14 protein-coding genes are annotated in these 25980 nt (G+C 74.9%); 8 read left to right on the forward strand and 6 right to left on the reverse strand.

Annotation, left to right across the window (positions count from 1 at the left end; genetic code table 11):
• Positions 1-6: 6 nt before the first annotated feature.
• The 4 genes from Sdia_RS05840 to Sdia_RS05855 all read right to left on the reverse strand — a co-directional run bounded on the left by Sdia_RS05840 (position 7) and on the right by Sdia_RS05855 (position 14807).
• Positions 7-9684, reverse strand: a complete 9678-nt coding sequence (locus tag Sdia_RS05840) for a non-ribosomal peptide synthetase (RefSeq protein ID WP_189500092.1) — start codon at positions 9682-9684, stop codon at positions 7-9.
• A gap of 120 nt (positions 9685-9804) precedes the next feature.
• Complete coding sequence (locus Sdia_RS05845) at positions 9805-11127, reverse strand: serine hydrolase domain-containing protein (protein WP_100455273.1); 1323 nt, start codon at positions 11125-11127, stop codon at positions 9805-9807.
• A gap of 293 nt (positions 11128-11420) precedes the next feature.
• Positions 11421-14063 carry an ABC transporter permease gene (locus Sdia_RS05850; RefSeq protein WP_189500093.1) on the reverse strand — a complete coding sequence of 881 codons (2643 nt, stop codon included), beginning with the start codon at positions 14061-14063 and terminating at the stop codon, positions 11421-11423.
• A 3-nt stretch (positions 14064-14066) separates the two neighbouring features.
• Entirely contained in the window at positions 14067-14807 is a 741-nt protein-coding gene (locus tag Sdia_RS05855; RefSeq protein ID WP_100455275.1) for an ABC transporter ATP-binding protein, read from the reverse strand.
• Positions 14808-15157: 350 nt separating this feature from the next.
• On the opposite strand from Sdia_RS05855, the gene Sdia_RS05860 reads away from it, so the two are divergent.
• From Sdia_RS05860 to Sdia_RS05885, 6 genes are all read left to right on the forward strand, one after another.
• Positions 15158-15859 (forward strand): DUF4097 family beta strand repeat-containing protein, encoded by a 702-nt coding sequence (locus Sdia_RS05860; RefSeq protein WP_161499802.1) that lies wholly within the window; start codon positions 15158-15160, stop codon positions 15857-15859.
• A 163-nt stretch (positions 15860-16022) separates the two neighbouring features.
• The gene (locus tag Sdia_RS05865) at positions 16023-17171 is read left to right on the forward strand and encodes an ISAzo13-like element transposase-related protein (RefSeq protein ID WP_115068893.1); all 1149 of its coding nucleotides are present in this window, start codon (positions 16023-16025) and stop codon (positions 17169-17171) included.
• Between the two features lie 194 nt (positions 17172-17365).
• The gene (locus Sdia_RS05870; RefSeq protein WP_100455278.1) at positions 17366-18370 is read left to right on the forward strand and encodes a methyltransferase domain-containing protein; all 1005 of its coding nucleotides are present in this window, start codon (positions 17366-17368) and stop codon (positions 18368-18370) included.
• 39 nt (positions 18371-18409) lie between these two features.
• Positions 18410-19423: a histidinol-phosphate transaminase gene (locus Sdia_RS05875; RefSeq protein WP_100455279.1), complete on the forward strand. Its 1014-nt coding sequence runs from the start codon at positions 18410-18412 to the stop codon at positions 19421-19423.
• Between the two features lie 78 nt (positions 19424-19501).
• On the forward strand, positions 19502-19711 hold the full coding sequence (locus Sdia_RS05880) for an MbtH family protein (protein ID WP_100455280.1): 210 nt from the start codon (positions 19502-19504) through the stop codon (positions 19709-19711).
• 17 nt (positions 19712-19728) lie between these two features.
• Complete coding sequence (locus Sdia_RS05885) at positions 19729-20691, forward strand: TauD/TfdA family dioxygenase (protein ID WP_100455281.1); 963 nt, start codon at positions 19729-19731, stop codon at positions 20689-20691.
• 82 nt (positions 20692-20773) lie between these two features.
• Here Sdia_RS05885 and Sdia_RS05890 read toward each other — a convergent pair whose 3' ends face one another.
• Both Sdia_RS05890 and Sdia_RS05895 read right to left on the reverse strand, forming a co-directional pair.
• Positions 20774-21754 carry an ArsR/SmtB family transcription factor gene (locus Sdia_RS05890; protein WP_100455282.1) on the reverse strand — a complete coding sequence of 327 codons (981 nt, stop codon included), beginning with the start codon at positions 21752-21754 and terminating at the stop codon, positions 20774-20776.
• Positions 21755-22196: 442 nt separating this feature from the next.
• A complete protein-coding gene (locus Sdia_RS05895; RefSeq protein WP_100455283.1) occupies positions 22197-24296 on the reverse strand; it encodes a SpoIIE family protein phosphatase in 2100 nt (699 codons plus the stop codon).
• Between the two features lie 281 nt (positions 24297-24577).
• Between Sdia_RS05895 and Sdia_RS05900 the strand changes: the two genes are divergently transcribed.
• Positions 24578-25114 (forward strand): VOC family protein, encoded by a 537-nt coding sequence (locus Sdia_RS05900; protein ID WP_191835335.1) that lies wholly within the window; start codon positions 24578-24580, stop codon positions 25112-25114.
• A complete protein-coding gene (locus Sdia_RS05905) occupies positions 25107-25919 on the forward strand; it encodes a MerR family transcriptional regulator (RefSeq protein ID WP_181844053.1) in 813 nt (270 codons plus the stop codon). Before Sdia_RS05900 ends, Sdia_RS05905 begins: the two co-directional genes overlap by 8 nt.
• Positions 25920-25980 lie beyond the last annotated feature (61 nt).

A 25980-nucleotide genomic window follows, 5' to 3' on the forward strand; every position in this document is an offset into this window, starting at 1 on the left:
GGCCGTTCAGGCGGACGGCGGCAGGTCCTCTCCCGCCTCCTCGGCGGCGGCCCGCTCCAGTTCGGCGATGATGCGTTCCTCGATCAGCTGGGCGAGGGCGGCCACGGTCGGTCTGCTCAGGACGTCGCGCGGCGAGAGGTCCAGGCCGAAGGCGACCTTCATCCGCAGGACGGCCTGGAGACTCAGCAGCGAGTCGCCGCCCCGCTCGAAGAAGTCGTCGTGGGCGCCGACCCGTTCGACTCCGAGCAGGGCCGCCCACAAATCGGCGACGGCCTCCTCGGTGGGGGTCCGGGGCGCGGTGTACTCCTCGCCGCTCTCCTGCGCGGGCGGCTGGGGGAGGGCGGCGCGGTCCAGCTTCCCGTTGCCGGTCAGCGGCAGGGCGTCCACCACGACCACGGCCGACGGCACCATGTACGCCGGGAGCTGGGCCCCGAGGGCGGCGCGTATCCCGGCGCCGTCCGGGCGGTGCCCGGCGGCGGGCACCGCGTAGCCGACCAGCCGCAGCCGGGGCTCGCCGTCCCCGGTCTCCGCCGTCTCCTGCCGTCCGGGCGGGGCGGGGAGCGCGAGAGCGGCGGCCTCCGCCACCGAGGGGTGGGCGGCGAGTGCCGCCTCGACCTCGCCGAGTTCGATCCGGTGGCCGCGGATCTTCACCTGGTGGTCGGTGCGTCCCACGAACTCCATTTCGCCGTCGGGCCGCAGCCGCACCAGGTCCCCGGTGCGGTACATGCGGGTGCCGGGCGGGCCGTACGGGTCGGCGGTGAACCGTTCGGCGGTCAGCGCCGGACGCCGCACATAGCCACGGGCCAGGCCCGTGCCGGCCACGTACAGCTCGCCGGCGACGCCCTCGGGCACGGGGCGCAGGGAGGTGTCGAGGACGCGCAGCCGGATGCCTGCCCGGGCGCGGCCGATCGGCACGGGGCCGGGCGGGATCTCGGCGCCGGGCGGCAGCCGGTACTCCATGCAGCCCACGGTCGCCTCGGTGGGCCCGTACTCGTTGACCACGGTGGCGTCGGGACGCTCCCGGCGCCAGCGGCCCACCGCCTCGCCGAGCAACTGCTCGCCGCCCAGGACAAGTTGACCGGCGCCCGGGAGCTGCCCGCCGAGCGCGGAGAGCAGCGGCAGGTGGGCGGGGGTGGCCTTCAGGACAAGGGTCGCCCGGTCGTCGCCGGTGGCCCGCGCCGCGTCCTCCAGGTCGGCGACGCGCACCTGTCCGCCGCTGATCAGCGGCGGGTAGAGCGAGGTCACCGTCAGGTCGAAGGTGAGCGGCGAGTGGAGCACCGAGCCCCCGGCCGCGCCCGGGTAGGCGCCGGCGGCCCAGCGCACGTAGTCGGCGAGCGACCGGTGCTCGACCACGACGCCCTTGGGCCGGCCGGTGGAGCCGGAGGTGTACAGGACGTAGGCGGGGTGCCTCTCCCCCGGCGGGCGACCGGATCCGGCCTCCGCGACCGGCCCCACGGCCGCCCCCGCGTCCTCGACGGGCAGCGTCCGCGTGCCCGCCGGCAGGGCCTTTGCCCCGGCGGCGTCGGCCAGGACCAGCTTCGGCTCGGCGTCCTGGAGGATGTACGCGGTCCGCTCGGCCGGATGGTCGGGGGCGAGCGGCAGGTAGGCGGCCCCCGACTTGAGTACGCCGATCAGCGCGACGACCAGGTCGGTGGAGGGCCGGGCCGCGACGGCGACCAGGTCCTCGGGGCCCGCGCCGTGGCCGGCCAGCACCCGCGCCAGCCGGTCGGAACGCTCGGCCAGCTCGCGGTAGGTCAGCGTGGTGCCCTCCCCGCTCAGCGCGGGCGCCTCGGGGGTACGGGCGGTCTGCGCGGCGAGCAGGTCGAGGACCGTGCCGTCGGCGGCCGTGGGCGCGGGGCCCTCGCCGGCCGCCAGCAGCTCCCGCTCCTCCTCGGCGGTGAGCCAGTCCAGTGCCCGCAGGGGGCTCAGCGGCCGGTGCGCCGCAGAGGTGAGGAGCTGCTCCAGGCGGGCGGCCGTCCGCTCCACCGTGGCCTCGTCGAAGAGGTCCGGGTCGTAGGCGAAGCGGAAGGTCAGCCGCTCGTCCGGGTAGACGGTCACGGCCAGCGGGTAGTTGGTGGTCTCGACGTCGCCGTCGACCGTGTGCAGCCGCAGCCCGTCGGGCCGGGCCGCGGTGTCCACCGGGTAGTTCTCGAAGATCAGCACGCTGTCGAAGAGCGCGGTGCCCGAGGCGACGCCGCTGCCCGCCTGGACCTCGGTCAGGGGCAGGTGCTCGTGCTCGCGGGCGGCGGTCTGCCGCTCCTGGAGCCGGGTGAGCCAGGGAACCAGCTGCTCGCCCGGCTCGATCCCGGCCCGCACGGGCAGGGTGTTGATCAACAGGCCGAGGACGGTCTCGGCACCCGGCAGCTCCGGGGGGCGGATCGAGCGGGTGGCGCCGAAGCAGACGTCGTCCTGGCCGGCGTAGCGGGACAGGAGCAGTGCCCAGGCGCCCTGGACGAGGGTGTTGAGGGTGAGCCGGTGCTCGCGGGCGGTGCGGATCAGCGACTCGGTGACCGGCGCGGGCAGGGCGCGGCTCAGCCGCCCGGTGGAGCTGCTCTGCCGGCGGGCCGACGGCTTGCGGTCCCAGGGGAGCGGGGTGGGGGCGGTGAACCCGTCGAGGGCCTGGCGCCAGTGGCGCACCGCCGCACCGGTGTCCTGCCGGGCGAGCCACGCCGCGTACTCCCGGAAGGGGCGGCGGCCGGCGCGGTGGGACTCCGGCTCGCCCGAGAGGACCGCGCCGCAGGTGTCCAGGACGTCGGAGAGCAACTGGAAGACGCTCCAGCCGTCGAGGAGCAGGTGGTGGAAGGTCCACAGCACCCGTACGCCGCCCTCGGGGAGCCGGGCCAGGGTGATCCGGGACAGCGGCGGCCGGTCCAGGTCGAGGCCGCGGGCGCGGTCGCGCTCCATCACCCCGGACCAGTCGGCGGCGCGCCGGGCGGGGTCCGTCCGCTCGCGCCAGTCCAGGTGGGTGACGGGCAGCGGGGCGGTGCGGTGGACGGCCTGGAGCGGCTGGGAGAGGCCGTCCGTCAGGACGGCGGTGCGCAGCACCGGGGTGTCGGCGACCGCCCGGCGCCACGCCTCCTCCAGCATGGCCGGGTCGTCGAGGCCGTCCACGGTGAAGGAGATCTGCTCCAGGTACAGGCCCCGCCGCGCGTCGGCCAGGCTGTGGTACAACATGCCGCTCTGCATCGCGGTGAGCGGGTACAGGTCCTCGACGTCGCGGCCGGCCAGCACCCGGTCCAGGGCGGCCTGGTCCAGCCCGGCCAGCGGGAAGTCGGACGGGGTGGCGCGGCCGGCCGACGGGTCGGCGCTGTGCCGGACGATCTCGCGCAGTGCCGCGGCGGTCTCCTCGGCGAGCGTGCGCACGGTGGCCTCGTCGTGCACGCCCGGGGAGTGCACCCACTCCACGGCGAGCCGCCCGTCCTCCACCCGGGCCACCACGTCGAGGAGGAACGGCCGGCGCCGCGTGGGGTCCTCGGTGAGCTGGACACCCGAACCGCCCTGGACCAGGGGCCCGTCGGCGCCCGCCGAGTCGAACCGGCCGAGGTAGTTGAAGCTCACCTCGGGCAGGCCCCCCGCCACCCGGCCGTCGGCGGGCTCTCCGGGCGCGCCGCCGGACAGGTACCGCAGGGCGCCGAAGCCCACTCCGCGGCCGGGGACGGCGCGTAGCTGCTCCTTGACGGAGGGGAGCGTCACGTCCCAGCCGTCCTCGGGGCCGACCGAGAGCGCCACCGGGTAGAGCGAGGTGAACCAGCCGACGGTACGGGTGAGGTCGACGTCCTCGAACAGCTCCTCGCGGCCGTGGCCCTCCATCGCGACCAGGGTGCGGCGCCGCCCCGTCCAGCGGGCGAGCGCCCGGCCGCAGGCGGCGGCCAGCAGAGTCTCCACCCCCGTGTGGTACGCGGCCGAGGCCCGCCGCAGCAGGCTGCCGGTCTCCTCGGCGGACAGCTTCACGGTGACGCTCCGGGCGGCGCCCGCCAGGCGCGGGCCCTCGCCGTCGCGGGGCAGCGCGGGGCCCGGCGCGGCGGCCTTCTCCCAGTAGCCGGCCTCGGCGTCGAACCCGCCCTTGGCGGTGTGCTCCTCCAGCCTGAGCGCCCAGGCGCGGAACGAGGTCGTCGGCGCCCCCAGGTCGACGGGGTGCCCGGCGGCCGCCTGGTGGTAGGCGGTCTCCAGGTCCTCGGTGAGGATGCGCCAGGAGACGCCGTCGACGACCAGGTGATGGGCGGTCAGCAGCAGCGCCGGCCCCCGTTCCGGGCCCCGCTCGAAGAGGACCGCGGCGAACTTGGCCGGCTCCTCCAGGCGGAACCGGGCCCCCTCGCCGTGCGGCCACGCCCGGACGGCGGCGTCCTGCTCGGCGGCGGTCCGCCCGGTCAGGTCGACGGTGCGCGGACCGGCCGCCGCCGGCTCGCCGAGGGGCTCGGTGTACTGGACCCACCGGCCCCTCTCGCGGACCGAGCGGGTGCGCAGCGCGTCGTGCCGGGCCGGCAGCGCGGCGACGGCGGTGGCCAGTGCCGCGCGGTCGGTGCCGGGGGCGAGGTCGAGGACCACGTACTGGTCGAAGTGGCCGGGCCGCTCCTGCGGGGTGGCGAAGAACCAGTGCTGCACCGGGGTGGTGGGGACCTCGCCGAGGGCGGACACCTCTTCCCCGGCCGGGCGCCGGACGGCCTCGCCCTCGACGGCGGCCAGCGCGGCCACCGTCTGCCGCTGGAAGACGTCCTTGGAGTGGAGCGGGATGCCGGCGGCCCGGGCCCGCGAGACCACCTGCATGCTGAGGATGGAGTCGCCGCCCAGGTCGAAGAAGTTGTCCTGCGCGCCGACCCGCTCCACGCCCAGCACCTCGGACCAGATGCGGGCCAGCGTCCGCTCGGCCCCCTCGCGCGGCGGGACGAACCCGCCGGTGGCCGCGGCCGTGAAGTCGGGGGCGGGCAGCGCGGCCCGGTCCAGCTTCCCGGCCGGGGTCAGCGGCAGCCGGTCCACCGCGGTGAAGGCCGACGGCACCATGTGCGAGGGGAGTGAGGCCGCGAGGAAGCCCCGCAGTTCGGCGGGGGCGGGCACGGTGGCTCCCGGCGCGGCGACGGCGTAGGCGGCGAGCCGCTTGGGGCCCTCGGCGGGGCGGACGGCGACGACGGCCGCGTCGAGCAGTGCCGGGTGGCGCAGCAGGGCGGCGCGTACCTCGCCCGGCTCCACGCGGAAGCCACGGATCTTGACCTGGTCGTCGGCGCGCCCGATGAACTCCAGGGCGCCGTCGTTGATGCGGCGGGCCAGGTCGCCGGTGCGGTAGAGCCGTTCGCCGTGCTGGAAGGGTGAGGCGATGAACCGTTCCGCCGTCAGGGCGGGCTGGCCGAGGTAGCCGAGGGCGAGCCCGTCGCCCCCGATCCACACCTCACCCGGCAGGCCGGTCGCCACCGGCCGCAGGTGGTCGTCGAGCAGGTGCACCCGGGTGCGGCCGAGCGGCGTGCCGATCGGCACCGAGGGCCGCCGGGTGTCGTCCGCCTCGATCCGGCGGGCGGTGGCGAAGACCATGCTCTCCACCGGGCCGTAGCCGTTGACCAGCGTCAGGTGGGGGAAGGCGGCGCGGACGCGCGCCACATGGGCGGGGGAGGCGGCCTCGCCGCCGGTGATGACCTGCCGGACCGTGCCGAAGACGTCCGGCTCCTCGTCGACGAGGACGTTGAAGAGGCTGGCGGAGAGCCAGAGCGTGGTGACGCCGTGGGCCGGGACGAGCGCGGCGATCACGGCCGGGTCGGGGACCGAACCGGGGTGCAGGACACAGGTGGCGCCGTGCAGCAGCGCGCCCCACAGCTCCAGGGAGAAGGCGTCCCACGACATCGGCGCGGACTGGAGCCACACCTGCCCCGGCCCGAACGCGGCGAACTCCTGGCCCAGGACGACGCGTACCGCGGCCCGGTGCGGCGACAGCACGCCCTTGGGACGGCCGGTGGAGCCGGAGGTGAACATGACGCTGGCCGCGTCGAGCGGGGTGACGCCCGAGCGGGGGGCCAGCGGCGAACGGGCGGCGACCAAGCCGCGCTCGGCGTCCAGGTCCAGGACCCGCACTCCGGTGGCGCCGGCGAACCGGCCGGCCGCGTCGGCGTCGGTGACCAGGACCGGGGCGGCGGTTTGGCGCAGGGTCCGGGCCAGCCGCTCGTCGGGGAAGGCCGGGTCCAGCAGGGCGTACGCGGCACCGGACTTGAGGACCGCCAGCAGAGCCGTGATCAGCTCGGGCCCGCGCTCCAGGCAGACCGCGACCACCTGACCGCGTCCGGCGCCGTGGGCGATGAGGTGGTGGGCGAGCCGGTTGGCCGCCTCGTCGAGTTCCTGGTACCCGGTCCGGCGGCCCTCGAAGACCAGCGCCACCGCGTCGGGGGTGCGGGCCGCCTGCCGCTCGAACGCCTCGTGCAGGCAGAGCCCGGTGTCGGCGCCACCCCGCGCGGACTCGGCGCCGGACGCGGGCCGCTCCCCGCCGTCGGTCAGCGGCAGCGCGGCCAGCGCCTCGCCGGGCCGCTGGACGGCGCCGCTCAGCAGGGCGGTCAACTGCGCCCCGAACCGTTCGACGGTCCCCGGCTCGAAGAGGGCGGTGCTGTACTCCAGGGCGCAGCCCAGCGCCGTGCCCCGGGGCGTGAACTCGACGAACAGGTCGAACCGCGCGTGGTCGCGCGGCAGGTCGCAGGGCTCGATGCGCAGGCCGGCCGCGTCGTCGACCGAGGGCAGTTCCTCCTGGAGCGCCACCACGGTCTGCACCAGCGGGTGCCGGCCGGGGTCGCGCCGCGGGGCGACCGCCTCGACCACCCGGTCGAACGGCACGTCCTCGTCGTCGAAGGCGTCCAGCACCGTACCGCGGACCTCGCGCAGCAGGGCGCCGAAGTCGGCGTCGAGGCGGACGGTGCCGCGCAGTACCAGGGTGTTGACGAAGAAGCCCATCAGCCGCTCCAGCTCAGGGCTGGTACGTCCCGAGGAGACGGTGCCGACGGAGATGTCCTCCTCGCCGGTGGCGCGGGCCAGGAGCGCCCGCACACCCGCGGCGAGGACCATGAAGAGGGTGGCGCCGTGTTCCCGGCCCAGCCTCCGCAGGGCGGTGGTGAGCCGCGGGGACAGCTCGAACCGGTGGACGGCGCCCGCGGTGGAGCGCACCGGCGGGCGGACCCGGTCGGCGGGCAGTTCCACCACGGGGGCGCCGGTCAGCCGGGCACGCCAGCGTTCCAGCGCCGCCCTCCGCTCCTCGCTCCCGGCCCGCTCCCGCTGCCGGAGCGCGAACTGGGCGTACCGGGTCTCCAGCGGGGCCAGCCCGCAGGCGGCGGCGGCCTCGTGGGGCGCCGTGCCGGGCGCCTCGCACAGGTGGGCGTAGAGGGCGGCCAGTTCCTCGATGAGCAGCCGGGTCGACCAGCCGTCCGTCACCAGGTGGTGGAGGTCGAGGACGAGCAGGTGCCGGTCGGGGGCGAGGGTCAGCAGCAGGGCGCGTACCGGCGGTCCGGTGCGCAGGTCGAAGGGGCGTTCCGCGTCCTGCCGGACGTGCCGCTCGACGGCCGCGTCCCGCTCGTGGGCGGGCAGCGCGCTCAGGTCGAGCTGTTCGAGGCCGGGTTCCAGCACCTCGTGGACGGTCTGCGTGCCGACGCCGCCGGCCGAGTCGAAGGTGGTGCGCAGCGGCTCGTGGCGGGCGGAGAGCGCGCACAGCGCGGCGCGCAGCGCACCGGTCCGCACCGGTCCGGTCAGCCGCAGGCCGAGGGGGGTGTTGTACTCCGCGGCCCCGGAGCCCGACTCGTGGAGGAACCACAGCCGGCGCTGGGCGTCCGAGAGGGGCAGCGCGGTGTGGCCGGCCGCCTTCGGGGCTGCCGGGCCCTCGGGGCGGGCGCCGGCCGGCTCCGTGGCCGTGGCCGTGGCCAGCAGTTCGGCGAGGGCGGCGACCGTCGGCGCCTGGAACAGGGCGCGGGGCGCCACGCGCGTCCGGAGCGCGGCGGCGGCCCGGGAGGCGACGCGCACGGCGGCGATGGAGTCGCCGCCCAGGTCGAAGAAGTCGTCGTGGGCGCCGACGCGCGGCACCCCCAGCACCTCGGCCCAGACCCGGGCCAGTGTCTCCTCCGCCCGGCCGCGCGGCGCGACGTGGTCCTCCCCCGCGGCGGCCCAGTCCGGCTCCGGCAGCGCGGCGCGGTCGACCTTCGCCGAGGCGTTGTGCGGCATCCGCTCCAGGGCGGTGAAGGCGCTGGGCACCATGTGGGCGGGGAGTTCGCGGGAGAGGAAGGCGCGCAGCTCGGCCCGGCCGGGGGCCTCGTCCCCGGGTGTCGGGACGACGTAGGCGGCGAGCCGGCGCGGGCCCTCGCCGTGCCGGACGGCGACGACGGCGGCCTCGGCGACGGCGGGGTGGCCGAGCAGGGCGGAGCGTACCTCCTCGGGCTCGATGCGGAAGCCGCGGATCTTCACCTGGTGGTCGGTCCTGCCCACGAACTCCAGTTCGCCCGAGGGCAGCAGGCGCACCTGGTCGCCGCTGCGGTAGAGCCGTTCGCCGGGGGTGAAGGGTGAGGCGACGAACCGTTCGGCGGTGAGCGCGGGCCGGCCGAAGTAGCCGCGAGCCAGGCCGTCGCCGCCGATCCACAGCTCGCCGGTGCCGCCCTCGGCCACCGGCCGGAGCCGGTCGTCGAGCACGTGCACCCGGGTGTGGGCGATGGCACGGCCGATCGGCACGGTGGACCCGTCCAGCTCGTCGGGCCGGACCCGGTGCCAGGTGGTGTAACCGCCGTTCTCCATCGGGCCGTAGACGTGCAGGAGGGCCAGTTCCGGGTTGGCGCGCAGCGCCTTGGCCATGTGGCGCGGGCTGCACGCCTCGCCGCCCGTCATGATCTCGCGCACCCCGCCGATCAGCTCCGGGCACTCGTCGGCGACCGCGTTGAAGAGGCTGGTGGGCAGGAAGGCGGTGGTGATGCCGTGCGCCGCCGCCAGGTCGGTGATGACCGCGGGGTCGGGGGTGGAGCCCGGGTGCAGGACGCCCGTACCGCCGTGCAGCAGGGCCCCCCACAGTTCGATCGCGAAGGCGTCCCAGGAGACCGGCGCGGCCTGGAGCCAGGTGCGGTGCTCGCCGAGGACCAGGAACTCCTGGCCGAAGAGGAGGCGCACCAGGGAGCGGTGCGGGGAGAGCACGCCCTTGGGGCGGCCGGTCGAGCCGGAGGTGAACATGACGTACGCCGCGTCGTCCGGCGTGGCCCGGCGCGGCAGGTCCTCCTCGCCGTACGCGGCGAGGGCCCCCTCGGGCGCGCCGGGTCCGGGCAGTACGACCACGGTGGGTGCCAGGGCGGCGGCCCGGTCGGCGCCCGCGACGTCGGTGACGACGACCCTGGTGCCGGCCTGGCCGGCCATCTCGGCCAGCCGGGGGCCGGGGAAGGCGGGGTCCATCGGCGCGCAGCCGGCGCCCGCCTTGAGCACCGCCAGCAGGCCGGTGACCAGTTCCGGACCGCGCTCCAGGCAGACGCCGACCAGGTCGCCCGGTCCCACGCCCTGTCCGGCCAGGTGGCGGGCGAGCCGGTTGGCCCGCGCGTTGAGTTCGCCGTAGGAGACCCGGCGGTCGCCGAGGACGAGGGCGGTCGCCTCCGGCCGGCGGGCCGCCTGCTCCTGGAACAGCTCGTGCAGGCAGGCGTCCGCGGGATAGCCGGAGCCGTTCGACGGGTGCTTCGGTCGCCGGGGTGCCGTTCCGCGTTCCATGTCTTCCTGTCCTCTTCCGGATCGGTTTCGGTGCTCCCCCGCCACCGGGTGGCGGCGTGGCGGACGGGGGTGGGCTCGCCTGGTGCCGCGGCCGTCCCCCGCCGGTCGGCGGGTGAGCCGTCAGACGCGCTGCGCGCGCCGCCCGGTCACCTGGATCTGCTCCAGGCGCCCGGTCTCCGGAGCGCGCAGGAACCGCCCCAGGTAGGCCAGCCGGTTGGCGGCCAGTTCGCGCATGGTGAAGCTGAGGTCGTCGTGGAAGGTGAGACGGGCGAAGGGTTCGCCGCCGACCTTCAGGAGCGCCCCGCCGTCGGCCGCGAGGTCGATCGCGTAGGCGGTGTCGCCGTTCTCGTAGGTGCCCTCGCACTCGGGTGGCGCGGGCACCGCTCGGCGCTCGCGGTCCTCGCCGGAGTACGAGTAGCCCGCCAGGTCGAGGCCGTCCGCGGCGAGTTCGGCGGTCAGCTGTTCCCACAGGGCCATGCCGGTGTTGGCGTTGGTGGTGAGGGCCGCGGCGGTGCCGGTGGCCGGGTCGACGCGCAGGTGGCAGGAGGTGCCGTCGGAGGTGCCGTCGTGGCCGACCCGCCGGCTGCCGTCCTGGGCGCGGTAGCAGGAGAGCCCCAGCCCCCACCCGTCGGCGAGGCCGAACGGGTCGGCCCCGGCCACCGGCCGGCGCATCGGCACCAGCGCCTCGGCGTCCAGCAGTCCCGGCACCCCCCGGGCGCCGTCGGTGTGGAGCAGGCCGTAGGCGAGCAGGTCGGCGGCGCTCAGCGCGAGCGCGCCCGCGGCCGCCTCGACCCGGGGCAGCGTCTGGCGTACGGGCAGGGCGGTGCCGGTGGCGCGGGCGGCGTGGCCGGGGACGTGGGGACGGCCGGCGGGAGGGGTGATGTAGGCCGGTTCGATGCCCAGGGGCGTCAGGAGGATCGTCTCCAGCGCCTCCCGCCACTCCATCCGGGCGACGTGTTCGACCAGGAACCCGGCGACGACGTAGCCGATGTTGGAGTAGGAGAACGACGAGCCGCACTCCGGGATGGGGCGCGTCCGGGCGCAGTCGGCGAGGTAGCCGCGGCGGGTGGTCCCGGCGAGGTCGTCGCTGTCCCGGCCGGGCGGGAGGCCGCTGCTGTGCGAGAGGAGCTGGCGCAGGGTCTGCTTCTCGCCGAAGGAGGCACCGGGCACCCGCAGGTCGGGCAGTTCGTCGGCGAGCGGCCGGTCCAGGTCGAGGTCGCCCTCGTCCACCAGGACCATGGCCAGCGCGGCGGTGAACGTCTTGGTGATCGACCCGGTGGGGAACTTGCTGTCCGCCCGCACGGGCCGGCCGGTGCCCGCCTCCTCCTCCCCGAAGAGCACGGTGTACGTCGCGCCCTCGTGCCGCAGCACGAACTGGCCGCCCGGTACACCGTGGCGGCGGGCGAGGTCCGGCAGCCGTTCGGAGAGCACGTCCACGTTCACGAAGTCCCCCTATGGCGCGGGCGGGAGACCTGGGCGGCAGTCGCCACCGGCGGGACTCCCGGCAGGAAATGGGCGCGCCGCCCGGGGACACTCCGGGTACGGAGGGGCGGGGCCCGGCGGGCCGCGCGCCCCCCACGGCGCGACGCGGACCCACCCTCGCCGAGGGCGGCGGCAGGTGCCACCTTCGGAAGCTCACGCCTAAAGTGCGGCCCGGCCCGGCCCGGACCACGAGGGTCCGGACCGGGCGGGTGCGTGCCGCGGTGCCGACGGCCGGCCGGGGGATGTACCGGCGGTCAGGAGCGGCTGTGCACCGACGGCTCCACGTCCTGGGGAGCCGTCGGCAGCCCCGGGCCGGGCGGCGGTACGACCGCCGCCGGCCGGGGAGTGCGGGTGGAGCGGAGCTGGAGGACCGTCGGGATGAGGGAGGCGATCATGGCGATCAGCAGGCAGCCGCCCAGGACGCCGCCCATCTCCGCCCACGGGACGGGGAAGGAGGCGCCGCCGGCGCCGTCCAGCGCGCGGCTCATGCCGAGCACGGTGACACCGGCCGCGGCGATGCCCAGGATGCCGCCGACCACGACGACGGTCAGGGTCTCCCACAGGACGCTGCGCAGCACCTGGCCGCCGGTGGCCCCCAGCCGCCGCAGCAGCAGGATGCCGGAGGCGCGCTGCTCGGCCGCCATCACCAGGGTGTTGGCGATGGCGATACCGGTGTAGAGCAGGGCCATGCCCAGCAGGACGAGGACCAGGATGCGGCCCTCCCGCTCGGAGTCGGCGGCGCTGCGCTCCAGCCAGCTCTCGCGGTCGAACGCGGCGGCGCCGTACTCGCGGGCCACCGCGTCGGCGCCGCCGGCGACCCGAGCGGCGTCCGCGCCCTCGTCCAGCGCCAGGTAGACGCGTCCGGCGGCGAGGCCGGGGTCGGCCTTCAGCAGGGTGTCGCGGGGAAGCAGGGCCCCGGGCAGCCCGGCGGAGGCGTCCAGCACCGCCACCACCCTCAGCTTCAGCGCGGTGGTGTCGGAGAGCCGCAGCGACACCTCGTCGCCGGTCTTCCAGCCGGCCTGGCCGGAGAGGGTACGGCTGACCGCCACGGTGTCGCCGCGCAGGTCGGCGAGGTCGCCGTCGGCCGCCTTCAGCTCGAAGCTGTCGGCCAGCCGGCCGGGGTCGACGGCGCCGACGTCGCTGGGGATGAGGGCGTTGTAGCCCACCAGGAAGCCGCTGGTGACCCCGACGGGGGCGGCGCTGCGCACGCCGGGCAGGCCGCCCAGCTCGCGTACTCCGGCCTCCGGTACGCCGATCCGCGTGCCGGACTCGACGACGGCTCCGGCGCGCAGATGGGACCGCTCGTCGTTGACGGCGCTGGCCGAGGTGGCGTTGCTCATGCTCACGAGCGACCCGGCCACGGCGACGGTCACCAGGATCGGCGCGGCGCACGAGGCGGTCCTGCGGACGGCGGCCCGCGCGCTGTCGGCGGCGAGCGTCCCGGTGAACCGGGTCAGCGCGGCCACCGGCCAGGCGGCGACGCGGACCAGCGGCGGGACCAGCAGCGGGGCGAAGGCCACCATGGCGATGACCAGGATCTCGGTCAGCACCAGGGAGATGACCACGGCCCCGTCGTCCCCCGCGCGGGGGAGCTGGACCAGCAGGAGGACGGCGAGGGCCAGGAAGAGGCCGCCGGTGATCCACCGGCCCCGGGTCATCACCCGGGTGTCGGTGTCCGACTCCCGCAGGGTCTCCGCGGGGCGGACCCGGGCCGCGCGCCGGGAGGCGGCGAAGACGCCCGCGAGGGCGACGGCGAGGCCGATCACGAAGCTGATGATCAGCACCGGGACGGAGACCGGCACCTCCATGTCGGCGGGGGCCATCCCGTAGTGCTGGAGCACCGCGGTGATGCCGTCGCTGCCCTGGACACCGATGAGGCAGCCGGCGGCGGAGGCGGCGGCGCCGAGGAGCGCGGCCTCGGTCGTGACCATGCGGGTCACCTGGGCGGGCGTGGCTCCCACGGTGCGCAGCAGCGCCAGTTCGCGGCGGCGCTGCGCGATGGAGAAGGCGAAGGTGCCGGAGACGACGAAGACCGAGACGAAGCAGCCGATCAGCGCCATGATCGCGAGCAGGGTGGCGACCTCGTCGAGGGCGGTGGCCCGGTTGGCGCCGGCGGTGCCGCTCTCCTTGCCCGCGTCGGTGTGCACCGTGAGGGGGGAGTCGGGCAGGGCGGCGCGGATCGCGTCGGCCACGGTGCCGGCGGGGACGCCGGGCTCGGCGAACACGGCGAGGGCGTCGGCCTCGGCGGGTGCCGGGTCCAGCTCGGCGAGCGCGTCCTCGGTGAGGAAGGCGGTGGCGGCGCCCTCGGGCGCGGCGGGGCCGGTGCGGGTGGCGATGCCGACGACCCGTACCTCCTCGCGCCCCTGGGCGGTGAGCAGCGCGAGCCGGTCGCCCACCCGGGCCTCCGCCTCGGCGCCGGGCGCGGGGGCGAGGACGACCTCGCCGGAGCCGGCCGGCTCCCGCCCGTCGCGCAGCCGGTAGGGGGCCAGTTCCGCGCCGGGCCAGGCGCGGGCGGTCGAGACGCTGGTGGCGTCCGCTCCGTCGAGCAGCTGGGCCGGGACGGACCGGTCGACGACGACCCGGGCGACGCCGTCCACCGCGGCGACCTTCCCGGCGACCTCGGCGGCCTCGCCGAGCCGGTGGGTCCGGGTGCCGGTGCGGGTCTCGTCGTACGCGCCGTCGCCGCTGCCGAAGGTCACGGTGTAGGACTGCGGGGCGCGCACGACGGCGTCGGCCGCGTCGTACCGTCCGGCGGCGGCCGGGCCGTCCTGCTTGCGGGTGGCGTCGAGCACCTGGCCGGTGCCGGCGATCAGTGCGACGCCCAGCGAGAGGGCGATGAACGTGCCGATGAACAGGGTGAATCTGGTGCGCAGGGTCTGCAGGGCGATCGTCAGCATCGGTCAGCCACCCAGCCGTGCCATCTGCTCGCTGACGGCCTCCACGGTGGGGGAGGCCAGCTCGCCGTAGACGGCACCGTCGGTCAGGAAGATCACGCGATCGGCCCAGGCGGCCGCCACCGGGTCGTGGGTGACCATGACGACGGTCTGGCCGGCGTTGTCGACCAGCGCCCGCAGCAGCTTGAGCACCTCGCGGCTGGTGTTGGTGTCCAGGGCGCCCGTGGGCTCGTCCGCGAAGAGGACGTCCGGCTGGCTGATCAGCGCGCGCGCGATGGCCACCCGCTGCTGCTGGCCGCCGGACATCTCGGCGGGCCGGTGCTTGCCGCGGTCGCCGAGGCCGACCTGCTGGAGCACCTCGTCCACCTGGCCGCGGCTGGGGCGCCGCCCGGCGAGCCGCATCGGCAGGGCCACGTTCTTGCGGGCGTTGAGCGAGGGCATCAGGTTGAAGGACTGGAAGATGAAGCCGATCCGCTCACGGCGCAGCTTGGTCAGCTCCGTCTCGTTGAGCGTGCTGATGTCGGTCTGCCCGATCAGCACCTGGCCGGTGCTGGGCCGGTCGAGGCCGGCGGCGCACTGGAGCAGGGTGCTCTTGCCGGAGCCGGAGGGGCCCATCACGGCCGTGCAGGTGCCGCGGGCGAAGGCGCAGTGGACGTCGTTCAGGGCGGTTACCTGGCCGTCGCCACGGCCGTAGAGTCTGCCGACCCCGCGCAGTGTGACGGCCTGGTCGATGACGGCTCCCGACACGGATTCTTCCTTTCGCGGTGGTGCTCCGGTGGCTGTGCCGGGGCGGCTCGTCCCAGCGCAATGAAGTACAGCAAGGAGGCCGGTGCCCGGGCACTGGCCCTGACTGCCCACCTGAGGGTGGAGGAAACTCCACCCCCGCAGTGGCGGGGGTCGAGCCAACTCCCCACCTTCCGGGTTGCCTTGAATTGTCCGACCAGCGCTGCCTATGGTCGCCCGGCAGCGGTCGGACCGCCGTCGCACTCACCGCGTGGAAGAGCACGCGGACGGTCGCCGCGAACGGGAGGACGGAAATGCGGAAGCACGCGAGGACATGGGCCGGGGCGTTGGGCGTCACGTTGCTCTGCGTTTCCATGGCCGCCTGTGAGGGACCGGGCAAGGGCGAGGAGAGGACGGAGAGCAAGACCTTCACCTTCTCCGGTGACAAGCTCACCGTCGACGCCGGCAACTCCGACGTGCGCCTGCGGACGGACAGTACGGGCGGGGAGGTGCGGGTCAGCCGTACCGTGGAGGGCGAGGCCGGCAAGGACGGCAACTCCCGGTGGGAGTTGACCGGCTCCACGCTGAGCCTGCAGACCGAGTGCCACGGCATCTCGATCAGCTGCGCCGCTCGCTACACCGTGACCCTGCCCAAGGACATGGCGGTGAGCCTGACCAGCAGCAACGGCGCGGTCGACTCGGTCGGGCTCACGCAGTCCCAGGAGATCTCGTCGTCCAACGCGGCCGTCAAGGTCGAGAACGCCTCCGGGGACGTCCGCCTGAAGGTCCGCGACGGGAACGCGGAGGCCATCGGGATCAGCGGCGGGCAACTGGCCGCCGAGACCCGGAACGGCCGGCTCAAGGTCGTCTTCACCGAGCCGCCGCGCAAGGTGACCGCCAGCACCGACAACGGCAACGTGAATGTCACCCTCCCCGCGGGCGGCGACCGCTACCAGGTCCGGGTCGACGCCGAGAACGGGCGGGCGGAGTCCTCGGTGAAGGACACCCCGGGCGCGGAACGGACCGTCGACGTCCGCAGCAACAACGGGAGCGCGCGGGTCGACCAGGCGGACTGACCCATTCCGGTCTAGCGGAACCGGAACTTCCGATAGGGCGGGATCGGTCAGTTCCTGTCAGCCTTGCCGTCAATATCTGAAACAGACGATCGCTTTCGCGTGTTTTAGCTCAGCCAGAAACTCCATTTCGTGGGTTTCCGGCTGATATACGTTCGCCGGCGTGATGGAGGCGACCGACGGACCACTCAGCAGAGCACTCCTGCGCCTGATGCCGAACCTGGACGAGCGTCAGCGCCGCCTGGCGCTGGGAGCCGTCGCCGAGGGGCTGGGCCGCGGCGGCATCCGTACGGTCGCCAAGGCGGCCCGGGTCGCCGAGTCCACGGTCTCCCGGGGGGTACGCGAACTCGACGGCCCCCGCCTGCCGGCCGGACGGGTGCGCCGCGCCGGCGCCGGCCGCAAACCGCTCACCGAGCGGGACCCGGGACTGATGCCCGCCCTGCTCGCCCTGGCGCGCTCCACCGGCCCGGAGGGCACCGGCCGTTCCCCGCTGGAGTGGACCACCCTCTCCGTCCGCGAGATCGCCCAGGCGCTCACCCTGCTCGGCCACCCGGTCGGCCCGGACACGGCCTCGTCCCTGCTCAAGGCCGAGGGCTTCACCCTCCAGCCGTCGGCCTACACCTCCGTCCGCGGCACCAGGGAGCACCGGATCGCCCGGCTGCGCCACGGCGCCGCGCTGTTACGCGGGTTCACCGACGCGGGTCACCCGGCGATCCGGGTCCGCACCGAGCCCGCCGTCGAGCCCGGCCGGCGCGCGCGGAGCTGCGGGGAGTGCGTCCAGGGACGCGGCGCCCCGCAGGCCCGTTCCGCGGTCTGCGCGGACCTCTGCGCCCGCCGCCGCCCGGCCGGGCCGCGGCCCGGCGCCGCCCGGGCGGCGCTCCCCTTCGACGACGCCGGGACCGCCGCGCTCATCGCCAGCACCGTCCGCCACTGGTGGGAACTGGAGGGCAGCGGTCACCGCCCGCGCCCCGAGCGGCTGCTGGTGGTCGTCGAGGCGGGCTCGCAGGCCACCAGCCCCGACACGCTGCGGCGGGCCCTCGCGGAGTTCGCCGCCGTCTCCGGCACCGAGGTCACCGCCTGCCACCTGCCGCCGGCCACCCTACGCTGGCCGACCGCCGAGCATCGTCTCTCCTGCCAGGTCACCGCCCGGTGGGACGGTCTGCCGGCCGCCGGTGAGCACGTCCTGATCGGTACCGTCGCACCGCTCCAGGGGCACTCCGCCCCGGCCCGCGCCCGGGCCCTCGCGGGCCTTCCGGCCCCCCGGGGCGCGGAGCGGTGGAACTACATCCTCCACCCCGGCCCGGCCGCCCCCTGAGAGGCGTCGCCGCCCCCGATCGCAGGGGCCGGGCTGTGTTCGCGTGAGCTTACGAAGGTGGAAACCACCCGGACCCCGGGCAACAGTGGGCCCCTGCTGCGGTCGTGCGGTGAAACTCTCCCGTGCGGACCCGGCGAAAAGCGAGCCGTCCACCGGGACCGGCTCATCTCTACACGGGAACGGAGTCGCACCCCATGAGCGGCGGAGCCACCGAATTCGCGAAATCGGCAGAGCTTTTCAACTCCTCGATCGCCACCTGGGCGGTCAGCGCGGCCTGGGACATCGGCCTCTTCGAGGCGCTCACCGAAGCGGATGAGATCGATATACCGTGGTACGCCAAGACGGAGGAGATGGACGAGCCCTCGCTGCGCTACCTGCTCCGGGCACTCTCCTACGCCGACGTCGTGCAGGTCGACGCCGACCGGGTGACCAGAGGGGCCACCTTCGGGGAATTCGCCCAGTCGAAGGGGCTTTTCCAGTGGCTCACCAAGGGCTACGGATCGCTTTTCCAGCGTATGGGCGAGGTGGTCTACGACAAGCACCGCACCGGCGACTACGTCCGGCGTGACAGCACCGCCGTGAGCATCGCCTGCCGGGACGCCAACGACGTCTTCATGGACGCCGCCTTCACCGAGGTGCTGGACGGCCTCGACTTCTCCGTCGCCGCCGACCTCGGCTGCGGCAGCGGGGAGCGCCTGATCCAGCTGGCCAAGCGCGACCCCTCGGTGACCTGCGTGGGCCTCGACATCGCGGCCGGCGCCATCGAGGTCGGCACCGCGGCGGTGGCGGCCAACGGTCTCCAGGACCGGGTGACCCTGGTGCGCGGCGACGCCCGCAGGCTGGGCGAGTACGAGGCGTTCAAGGACGTCGAACTCATGACCTCGTTCCTCATGGGTCACGACTTCTGGCCGCGCGAGCAGTGCGTCGAACTCTTCCGGGGTATCCGGACGCAACTGCCGAACCTCAAGCACTTCGTACTCTGCGACACCCACCGCAACGCGGACGACGAAACGCCGGATCTCCCGCTGTTCACCATGGGATTCGAGACGGCGCACGCGCTGATGGGCCAGTACATTCCCACGCGCGAGGAATGGTATTCGGTGTTCGAGGAGTCCGGCTGGAAGTGCGTGAAGCAGCACGTGTACAGCACTCCGGCGAACACCGTGATCTTCCAGCTGGAGCGAGCCGACAGTGAGTGAGAACGCGCTCCAGGTCCCGGACGGAACAGGGGGAGCGGCATGACGGCTGTCGACGAGCAACCCCTCACCCTCCATTCCCTGGCCCTCAACGAAACCCCGTATCCGCCTCTGGAGTCGGTGCGCAAGGCCATTGCCGACGGCATTCCCGAAATGCATCGGTACCCGCAGTTCTACGCGGACCACCTGATGGAGTTCATCGCGGAATGGCGCGGGGTGGCGGCGGAGTCCGTGGTGGTCGGCAGCGGCTCGGTGGGAGTCGCGCTCCAGACCCTCCAGGCGTTCACCGACGGCCCCCAGGACGAGGTCGTCTACGGCTGGCGGGCTTTCGACGCCTATCCGATCATCACCGACATGGCGGGTGCCACCCGCGTCGAGGTGCCGCTCACCCGCGACGGTGAGCAGGACCTGGACCGCATCCGGGACGCCGTCACCGACCGGACCCGCGTCGTGATCCTGTGCAACCCGCACAACCCGACGGGCACCACGGTGACGGCGCGGGCCCTGGAGCAGTTCCTCGACGCCCTGCCCCCGCACGTGCTCGTCCTGCTGGACGAGGCGTACATGGAGTTCGCCCAGGACGCCGTTCTGCCGCAGGGCGTCGATCTCCTCAAGGCCGGCCGGAGCGGCCTGGTGGTCCTGCGCACCTTCTCCAAGGCGTACGGGCTGGCCGGCCTGCGTATCGGGTACGGCCTGGCCGCGCCCGAGACCGCGCGCCGCATCCGGACCATGTCGGTGCCCTACTCCATCACCGAGACCGCGCGCACCGCCGTCGTCGCCTCGGTGGGCGCCGAGGCCGAGCTGGAGGAACGCATCGCCACCCTCACCGCCGAGCGCGTCCGGACGGGGGCCGCCCTCCGGCGGCTGGGCTGGCGGGTGCTGGAGAGCCACGCCAACTTCCTCTGGCTGGACGAGCCGGAGCGGTGCGCCGCCTTCCACCAGGCGTGTGCCCGGGCGGGTGTCCGGGTGCGGCTCTACCCCGGCGAAGGCATCCGCCTCACCATCGGCACGCCCGACGCCAACGATCTGGTGCTGCGGGCCGCGCGCGGGCTCTGAGCCCCCCGCCCCGAACCCCAAGCCTCCCCGGACGGGGAGCGAGACCGCCCTCGGACCGAGGGCGCCGAAAGGACGACCATGGCCAATCCCTTCGACGACCCGGACGGAACCTTCAGGGTCCTGGTCAACGACGAGGGCCAGCACTCGCTCTGGCCGGACTTCATCGACATCCCGGACGGCTGGTCCACCGTGCACGGACCGGCCGGGCGCGACGCCTGTGCCGAGTACGTCGACAGCCACTGGACCGACATGCGGCCGGCCTCGCTCAGCGCCGGCAGCGGCTCCTGACCCGGCGGGGGAGAAGAATGCGAAGGCTGCAGCTGACCGAGGCCGAGCAGGGCGAGATGGACACCCTGGTCGGCCGGTTCCTGGACGCCGGACACGACTGGGACCCGCTGGTGGCCGCCGAGGCCGCCACCGCCGCGGCCCCCGGACTGCCGCTGAGACTGAGGGAGTTCCTGGCCGGGGCCCGGACCGCGGAGTCCGACATCACGGTGGTCTCCGGTATCCCCCTCGACCCCGCGCTGGTCCCCACCCCCACCGGGTGGGAGGCGGCGGCCAAGTCGGCCGCGGGGCGCCGGGAGGAGGCCGCGCTGCTGCTCTGCGGCTCGGTCATGGGCGACGCCTTCGGCTGGGAGAGCCAGCAGGAGGGGCGCATCGTCCACGACATCTGCCCGGCCCCGGGCATGGAGTCCTCACTGACCAGCGCCAGCAGCGAGAAGACGCTCTCCCTGCACACGGAGGACGTCTTCCACCCGTGCCGCGCCGACTACGTGGCACTGCTGTGCCTGCGCAACCCGGACGGCGTGGGGACCACCGTCGCCAGCGTCGAGGACGTCGACCTGCCGGCCGAGGTCCGCGGGACGCTCGCGGAGCCGAGGTTCCGCTTCTTCCCCGACGACTCGCACAGCGGACCGGTGCCGGGCCGCGAGGGCGGTCCCGCCGCCTACCCCGAGGAGCGCGTGCTGTTCGGCCCGGAACACGCGCCGTACCTCCGCTTCGACGTGGACTTCATGGCGGGCGCCGACGTGGCGGCGGCCGAGGCGGTGCGCGTCACCGACGCCCTGCTGCGGTCCTCGGCGGGGCGGGTCGTGCTCCACCCCGGTGACCTGGTCTTCATCGACAACTACAAGGTCGTGCACGGCCGTGACCCGTTCACCCCCCGGTACGACGGGGAGGACCGCTGGCTCAAGCGGGTCAACCTGCTCCGCGACGTCCGCCGCCTCTACGCCCAGGGCCGGGTCCGCTCCCGGCTCGTCCCCGCCTGACCGGCGGGGACGGGCAGGTGCCCGGGGGCCCGACGGCCCCCGGGCACCACGGCGTGCGTCCTCGCCGCCCGGCCCCGCGCCCTCAGCAGGCCGGCGCGGGCAGCAGCGACACGGTCGCCGGCCCGCGGTGCGCCCCGGCGTCCTCCAGGTTGGCCAGCATGGCCCGTCCCAGCGGCGTCAGTTCGTGCCAGGCCATGTTCCGCTCACGGCGGGTGGTGATCAGGCCGGCCTTCCGCAGCACCGCCGTGTGCTGGCTGGCCCCCGGCCCGGAGATGCCGGCCAGTTGGGCCAGTTCCCCCGTCGTCCGGGGCTCCGTGAGGGCCTGGAGCACCCGGGCCCGGCCCGCGCCGATGAGGGCGGCGAGGGAGCGCTCCCCGCCCGCCGCGGCGCCCCAGAGCGCCGGAGCGTCCTCCTCCGTGAGCGGCGCCGGCAGGTAGAGCGTCGGCTGCCCCTTGCCGTCGCTCACCTCCAGGACCTTGCGTCCCCGCGGCTGGAGGAAGAGCGAGGAGGACAGGCGCACTCCCCGGCCGGCGAGGTGCACCTCGCCGCCCCGCTCGTCGGGCAGCCGCAGCACCGGCTGCCGCCAACTGCTCCCGCCCGGCAGGTGGGAGAGCAGGTCCTCCACCCCGCCGAGGGCCAGCCGCTCGCGCAACTCCTGCTGGCAGCGGCGTACATGGGCGGTGATCTGCCGCCAGTAGGGCTCCAGGCCGAGCTGCCAGAAGGTGTTCAGGGCCTCGCGCAGCTGCTCGCCCGTGGCACCGGTCCGTAACTGCGCGGCCCGCGTCTCGTGCGCGCCGCCTAAGGCGAGGCCCGTCAGGGCCGACGGTGAGGGGAGCCACTGCCCCAGCTGTCTCAACAACCCGAGCAGGGCGCCGAGGCCGGGCCGGACCACGGCCCGCCAGTCGGAGAGCGCGGCGCTGGGGGGCGCGGAGAGGGAACGCAGCGCGAAGTACGTCTCGACGTGCGGAAGGACCTCGTCGCCGATGCGTACCTTGAGCAGGTCGTCGAAGGTGAAGTGGAGGTGCCTGGTCGCGGTGCGGCGTCCGGTTTCGGGCATGACCATCTCTGAATCCTTTCCCGGCGGGAACGGAGCGGCGGCAGCCTCGATCCACGGCATGGCGGACCGTACGAGGCCACCGGGGCACCGGATTCCGGCCGCGCGGGCAGCGGAACCCGTGAAATCGGCACGCCGGAGGCGGCCGTGAAGGCGGAAGCGAGGAGCGGCGGGCCGGCTCAGGGCTGGCGGCGCGGTCCCATGCGCTCGGCACATCGGCCGGGGGCCCGGCCGCGCGGCCGGGCGGTGTGGGCGGACGCGACGCGTGCGGGCACTCTGATGCTGCTGGCCATGTCTCTGCTCCCCCTTGCCGTGAAGGCGGCCCCGACCCCGCGGAAGTGGTCGTCGCACCGTCGAACGCGGGTATGGCTGCCAAAGACCTACACTGCCCGCTCATCCGGCGCGGGAGGGGGTGCCGAACAATAAGTCAGCGACAGATCTGCCCGCGCCCTCAGGGCACCGCGAGCGGGATCTCGCACCACACCGTCTTTCCGGTGCCGCGCGGCTCCACACCCCACGCACTGGTCAGTTCCTCCACGAGGAGCATCCCCCGCCCCGAGGTGTGCTGCTCCGTGGCGGGCCGCCGCCGGGGGGAGGCGGGCGAGGTGTCGCTGACGGAGAGCCGCAGGGCCCTCCCGCCCCCGGCGCGCCGCACGGGCTGGGCCGTCAAGGTGGTGTCCCCGCCGGTGTGGAGCAGGGCGTTGGTGACGAGCTCGCAGGTGAGCAGCACCGCGATGTCGGCGAGCGGGCCGAGCTGCCAGCCCTCCAGCGCCTCCCGCAGATCCTGCCGGGCGGCGCGCAGGGCCTCCGGGTCGTTCGGGGCGACGACGGTCTCAAGCCGCTGGGCCGGGGTGGCCCGGCCCAGCGGGCGCCGCAGCACCAGCAGGGCGACGTCGTCCTCCTCGCCGGTGTACGGCGCCATGGCGCGCAACAGGTGGTCCGCGAGTTCGTGGGGGCCGCCGGGCCCGTCGCGGAGCGCTTCGAGGAGCCGGGCGCGTCCCGTGTCGATGTCCTCGGTACGGGACTCGATCAGCCCGTCCGTGCACAGCACCAGCGTCGAGCCGGGGTCCAGGGCCGTCTCGTGGGCCGGGTAGACGGGCTGGGCCTCCGGCGAGGTGAGGCCGAGGGGGAGTCCGCCGGGGACGTCGAGCCAGTCGGTGCCGCCGTCCGTGAGCCGCAGCACCGGGTCCGGGTGACCGGCCCGCACGATCGTGGTCATGCCGGTGCGCGGGTCCAGCACGGCGAGCAGGCAGGTGGCGAAGCGCCCGGTGTCGAGTTCGGTGAGGAAGACCGAGGCGCGCGCCATGACGGTGGTCGGCGGGTGCCCCTCGGCGGCGTACGCGCGCAGGGCGATGCGGAGCTGGCCCATGATGGCGGCGGCGGTCACGTCGTGGCCCTGCACGTCGCCGATGACGGCACCGACCCGGCCGTCGGCGAGCAGCAGCGCGTCGTACCAGTCGCCGCCGATGCCGCCGCGGGACCGGGTGGGCCGGTAGCGGGCGGCCAGTTCCAGGCCGGGCGAGTCGGGGAGGTGGCCGGGGAGCATGGCCGTCTGGAGCCCGGCGGCGAGTTCGTGCTCCTGGTCGTAGAGCAGGGCGCGTTGCAGGGCCTGGGCGATGACCTTGCCGAGGGCGCGCAGCACGGTCCGCTCGTCCTGGGGGAAGCGCGCACGGTCCGTGTAGGTGAGGCCGACGGCGCCGATGGGGGTGTCCTGGGCGATCAGCGGGAGGTAGACGGCGGCGATGGTCTGGGGGAAGTCCTCCGCGTACGCCTCCAGGGAGGGGTAGCGGGAGACGAAGTGCGCGCGGCTGGTGACGAAGACCGCCTCGCGGGTCCGGGACGCCTCGGCGAGCGGCAGGCGGGCTTCGAGCGGCGTCAGGTGGAAGTCGCGGACCAGCTCCTCGGGGATGCCGTTGGAACCGATCAGCCGCATCCGGCCTTCGTCGACCATGCCGAGGACGACGCCGGAGGCGCCGATCTGCCGCATCAGCCGGTCGGTGGTGAGGGCGTCGGCGACGTCCTCCAGGGTGAGGGTCGGCACCAGCGTGTCGCTGACGTGCCCGACGATGTCGGCCTGGCGGCGCCGCTCGCTGCGTACCCGCCGCAGCTCCTCCGTCTGGTCGACGGCGCGCAGCTCCTGGCTGGCGTCCCGGATGATCCCGATGACCCGCGCCGGGTCCCCCGCCCGGTCGAGGACCACGTGCCCCTGGGTGTGCGTCCAGCGCAGTTCGCCGTCGGGGAGGCGCACCCGGAAGTACAGACTGAAACTGGACCGGTCCCGCAGCGCCCGCTCGACCTGCTCCCGCACCGCCGGGAGCTCCACCGGCAGCATCCGCTCGGCGAGCGTCTCCAGCCGTCCGTCGAACTCCCCCGGCCGGAAGCCCATCACCGCGGCGCCGCCCCGGTCGTAGCGGAGCAGGCCGTCGGACAGGTCCCAGGTGAAGGTGCCCATGCCGTTGACGGCCAGCGCCACCCGGGCGGTGGAGAGCGGGTCGGACGGTGCCTCGGTCCGCGGGTCGGGTTCGCCGGACGGGGCGGCGCTGCGCTCCATGAGCCTCCTCCTGGCCGGACCTCCGGACCCGGACCGCGACGGCACTCGTTCCTCGGCGTGCGGCCAGGGCCCCGCGTCATCCGGTACGGGCCCTCGGGCCGTACCGTTTCGGACGCACCCGCCACACCGCGGGAGCGACTCCGCCAGGGGTGGCCGACCCTCTCATTCTGCGCGGAAACGGGTGGGCACGCCTGTCCTGGCGGATTCCCCGGGGACGAGGCCGAGGCCATCGCGGCGCCCGGCTTGACCCTCACGCGGCGTGAGGCTGAAGGGTGGCACGCATGAGCGACTACTACGACGCGTTCGTGAGCAGTCCCGTGCCCGCTCCCGGCCCCGGCGCGGTGCCGCCGGAGCCCTTCCGGGGCATCTACGGGATGCCCGCCTTCGTGGACGTCCCCACGACCGGCCGGGCGGCGTCGGTGGAGTTCTGGACCCGGGGTCTCGGCTTCTTCGAGCTGTTCGTGGTCCCCGGCACGCTCGTGCGTCTGCGCCGGTGGGCCTTCCAGGACGTGCTGCTGGTCGCGGCGCCGAGCGTCCCGGAGCAGCCGCCCGCGATGAGCTTCAGCTTCTCCGGCGTGCTCGACCAGGTCGACTCCCTCGCCGCGGCCTGCCGCGCGCTGCGCCCGGACGCGGTCGACGGGCCCCGGGACACGCCCTGGAACACCCGCGACGTGGAGGTCGTCACCCCCGAGAACGCACGGGTCGTCCTCACCGCCGCGAAGCCCTTCGACCCGGCCGGCCAGGAGGCGCGGAACCTCGCGGCCATGGGCATCACCCCGCCCGGCGCCCCGTCCTGCGACCATGGCAGGCATGGCTGACACCCCTGGCGCCGGCGGCCTGACCGTGGGGCAGGTCTCGGCGCGCCTGGACGTGACGGTCCGCGCGCTGCACCACTGGGACGAGATCGGCCTGGCGCGCCCGTCGCTGCGCACGGCGGCCGGGTACCGGCTCTACACCCCTGCTGATCTGGAACGCCTGCACCGCGTCGTCGTCTACCGGGAGCTGGGGCTCGGCCTGGACAGGATCCGGGTCGTCCTCGACGACTCGGCCGAGGACGTGCCCGCCGCGTTGCGCGCGCAGCGTGCCCGGATCGCCGAACGGATCGACCGCCTCCAGCGGCTCGGCGCCGGCCTGGACCGGATGATCGACGCTCACGAGCGCGGCCCGCTGCTGACCGCCGAGCAGCAGGCCGCGGTCTTCGGCCCCGGGTGGGACCCGGACGGGCCGGCCCGGGCCCGCCGGCGCTACGGTGACACGCCGCAGTGGCGGCAGTACGCCGAACGCTCGGCCTCCCGCACCCCGGAGGAGTGGCAGGCCGTCGCCGACGCCGTCGCCGAGCTCGACCGCGCCCTCGGGGAGGCGATGGACGCCGGCGTCACCCCTGGCAGCCCGGAGGCGGACCACCTCGCCGAACGCCACCGCGAGGTCTTCGCCTCGTACTTCCCCCTCACCCGGCAGATGCAGGTCTGCCTCGCCCGCATGTACGAGGCCGATCCGGGATACGCCGCCCACTACGACGGCATCCGCCCCGGCCTCGCCAGGTGGTTCCGGCGCGTCGTCGACGCCGCCGCGCGGGCCCAGGGCATCGACCCCTCCACCGCGACCTGGTGCGAGTCCCCCTGAGCTCTGCTGACTCCCTGGGTCCGTGGCCGGGGGTTCTTCCTCCTTCGTACGGAGCAACCTC

This window comes from Streptomyces diastaticus subsp. diastaticus, from assembly GCF_011170125.1.
Lineage (GTDB): Bacteria > Actinomycetota > Actinomycetes > Streptomycetales > Streptomycetaceae > Streptomyces > Streptomyces diastaticus.

Bases quoted from the DNA above. Each gene is read 5' to 3' on its own strand.
- Sdia_RS05895 (WP_100455283.1), bottom strand. From the start codon at position 24,296: ATGGAGCGCAGCGCCGCCCCGTCCGGCGAACCCGACCCGCGGACCGAG.
- Sdia_RS05885 (WP_100455281.1), top strand. From the start codon at position 19,729: ATGCGAAGGCTGCAGCTGACCGAGGCCGAGCAGGGCGAGATGGACACC.
- Sdia_RS05850 (WP_189500093.1), bottom strand. From the start codon at position 14,063: ATGCTGACGATCGCCCTGCAGACCCTGCGCACCAGATTCACCCTGTTC.
- Sdia_RS05900 (WP_191835335.1), top strand. From the start codon at position 24,578: ATGAGCGACTACTACGACGCGTTCGTGAGCAGTCCCGTGCCCGCTCCC.
- Sdia_RS05880 (WP_100455280.1), top strand. From the start codon at position 19,502: ATGGCCAATCCCTTCGACGACCCGGACGGAACCTTCAGGGTCCTGGTC.
- Sdia_RS05905 (WP_181844053.1), top strand. From the start codon at position 25,107: ATGGCTGACACCCCTGGCGCCGGCGGCCTGACCGTGGGGCAGGTCTCG.
- Sdia_RS05890 (WP_100455282.1), bottom strand. From the start codon at position 21,754: ATGGTCATGCCCGAAACCGGACGCCGCACCGCGACCAGGCACCTCCAC.
- Sdia_RS05875 (WP_100455279.1), top strand. From the start codon at position 18,410: ATGACGGCTGTCGACGAGCAACCCCTCACCCTCCATTCCCTGGCCCTC.
- Sdia_RS05840 (WP_189500092.1), bottom strand. From the start codon at position 9,684: ATGGAACGCGGAACGGCACCCCGGCGACCGAAGCACCCGTCGAACGGC.
- Sdia_RS05870 (WP_100455278.1), top strand. From the start codon at position 17,366: ATGAGCGGCGGAGCCACCGAATTCGCGAAATCGGCAGAGCTTTTCAAC.
- Sdia_RS05860 (WP_161499802.1), top strand. From the start codon at position 15,158: ATGGCCGCCTGTGAGGGACCGGGCAAGGGCGAGGAGAGGACGGAGAGC.
- Sdia_RS05865 (WP_115068893.1), top strand. From the start codon at position 16,023: ATGGAGGCGACCGACGGACCACTCAGCAGAGCACTCCTGCGCCTGATG.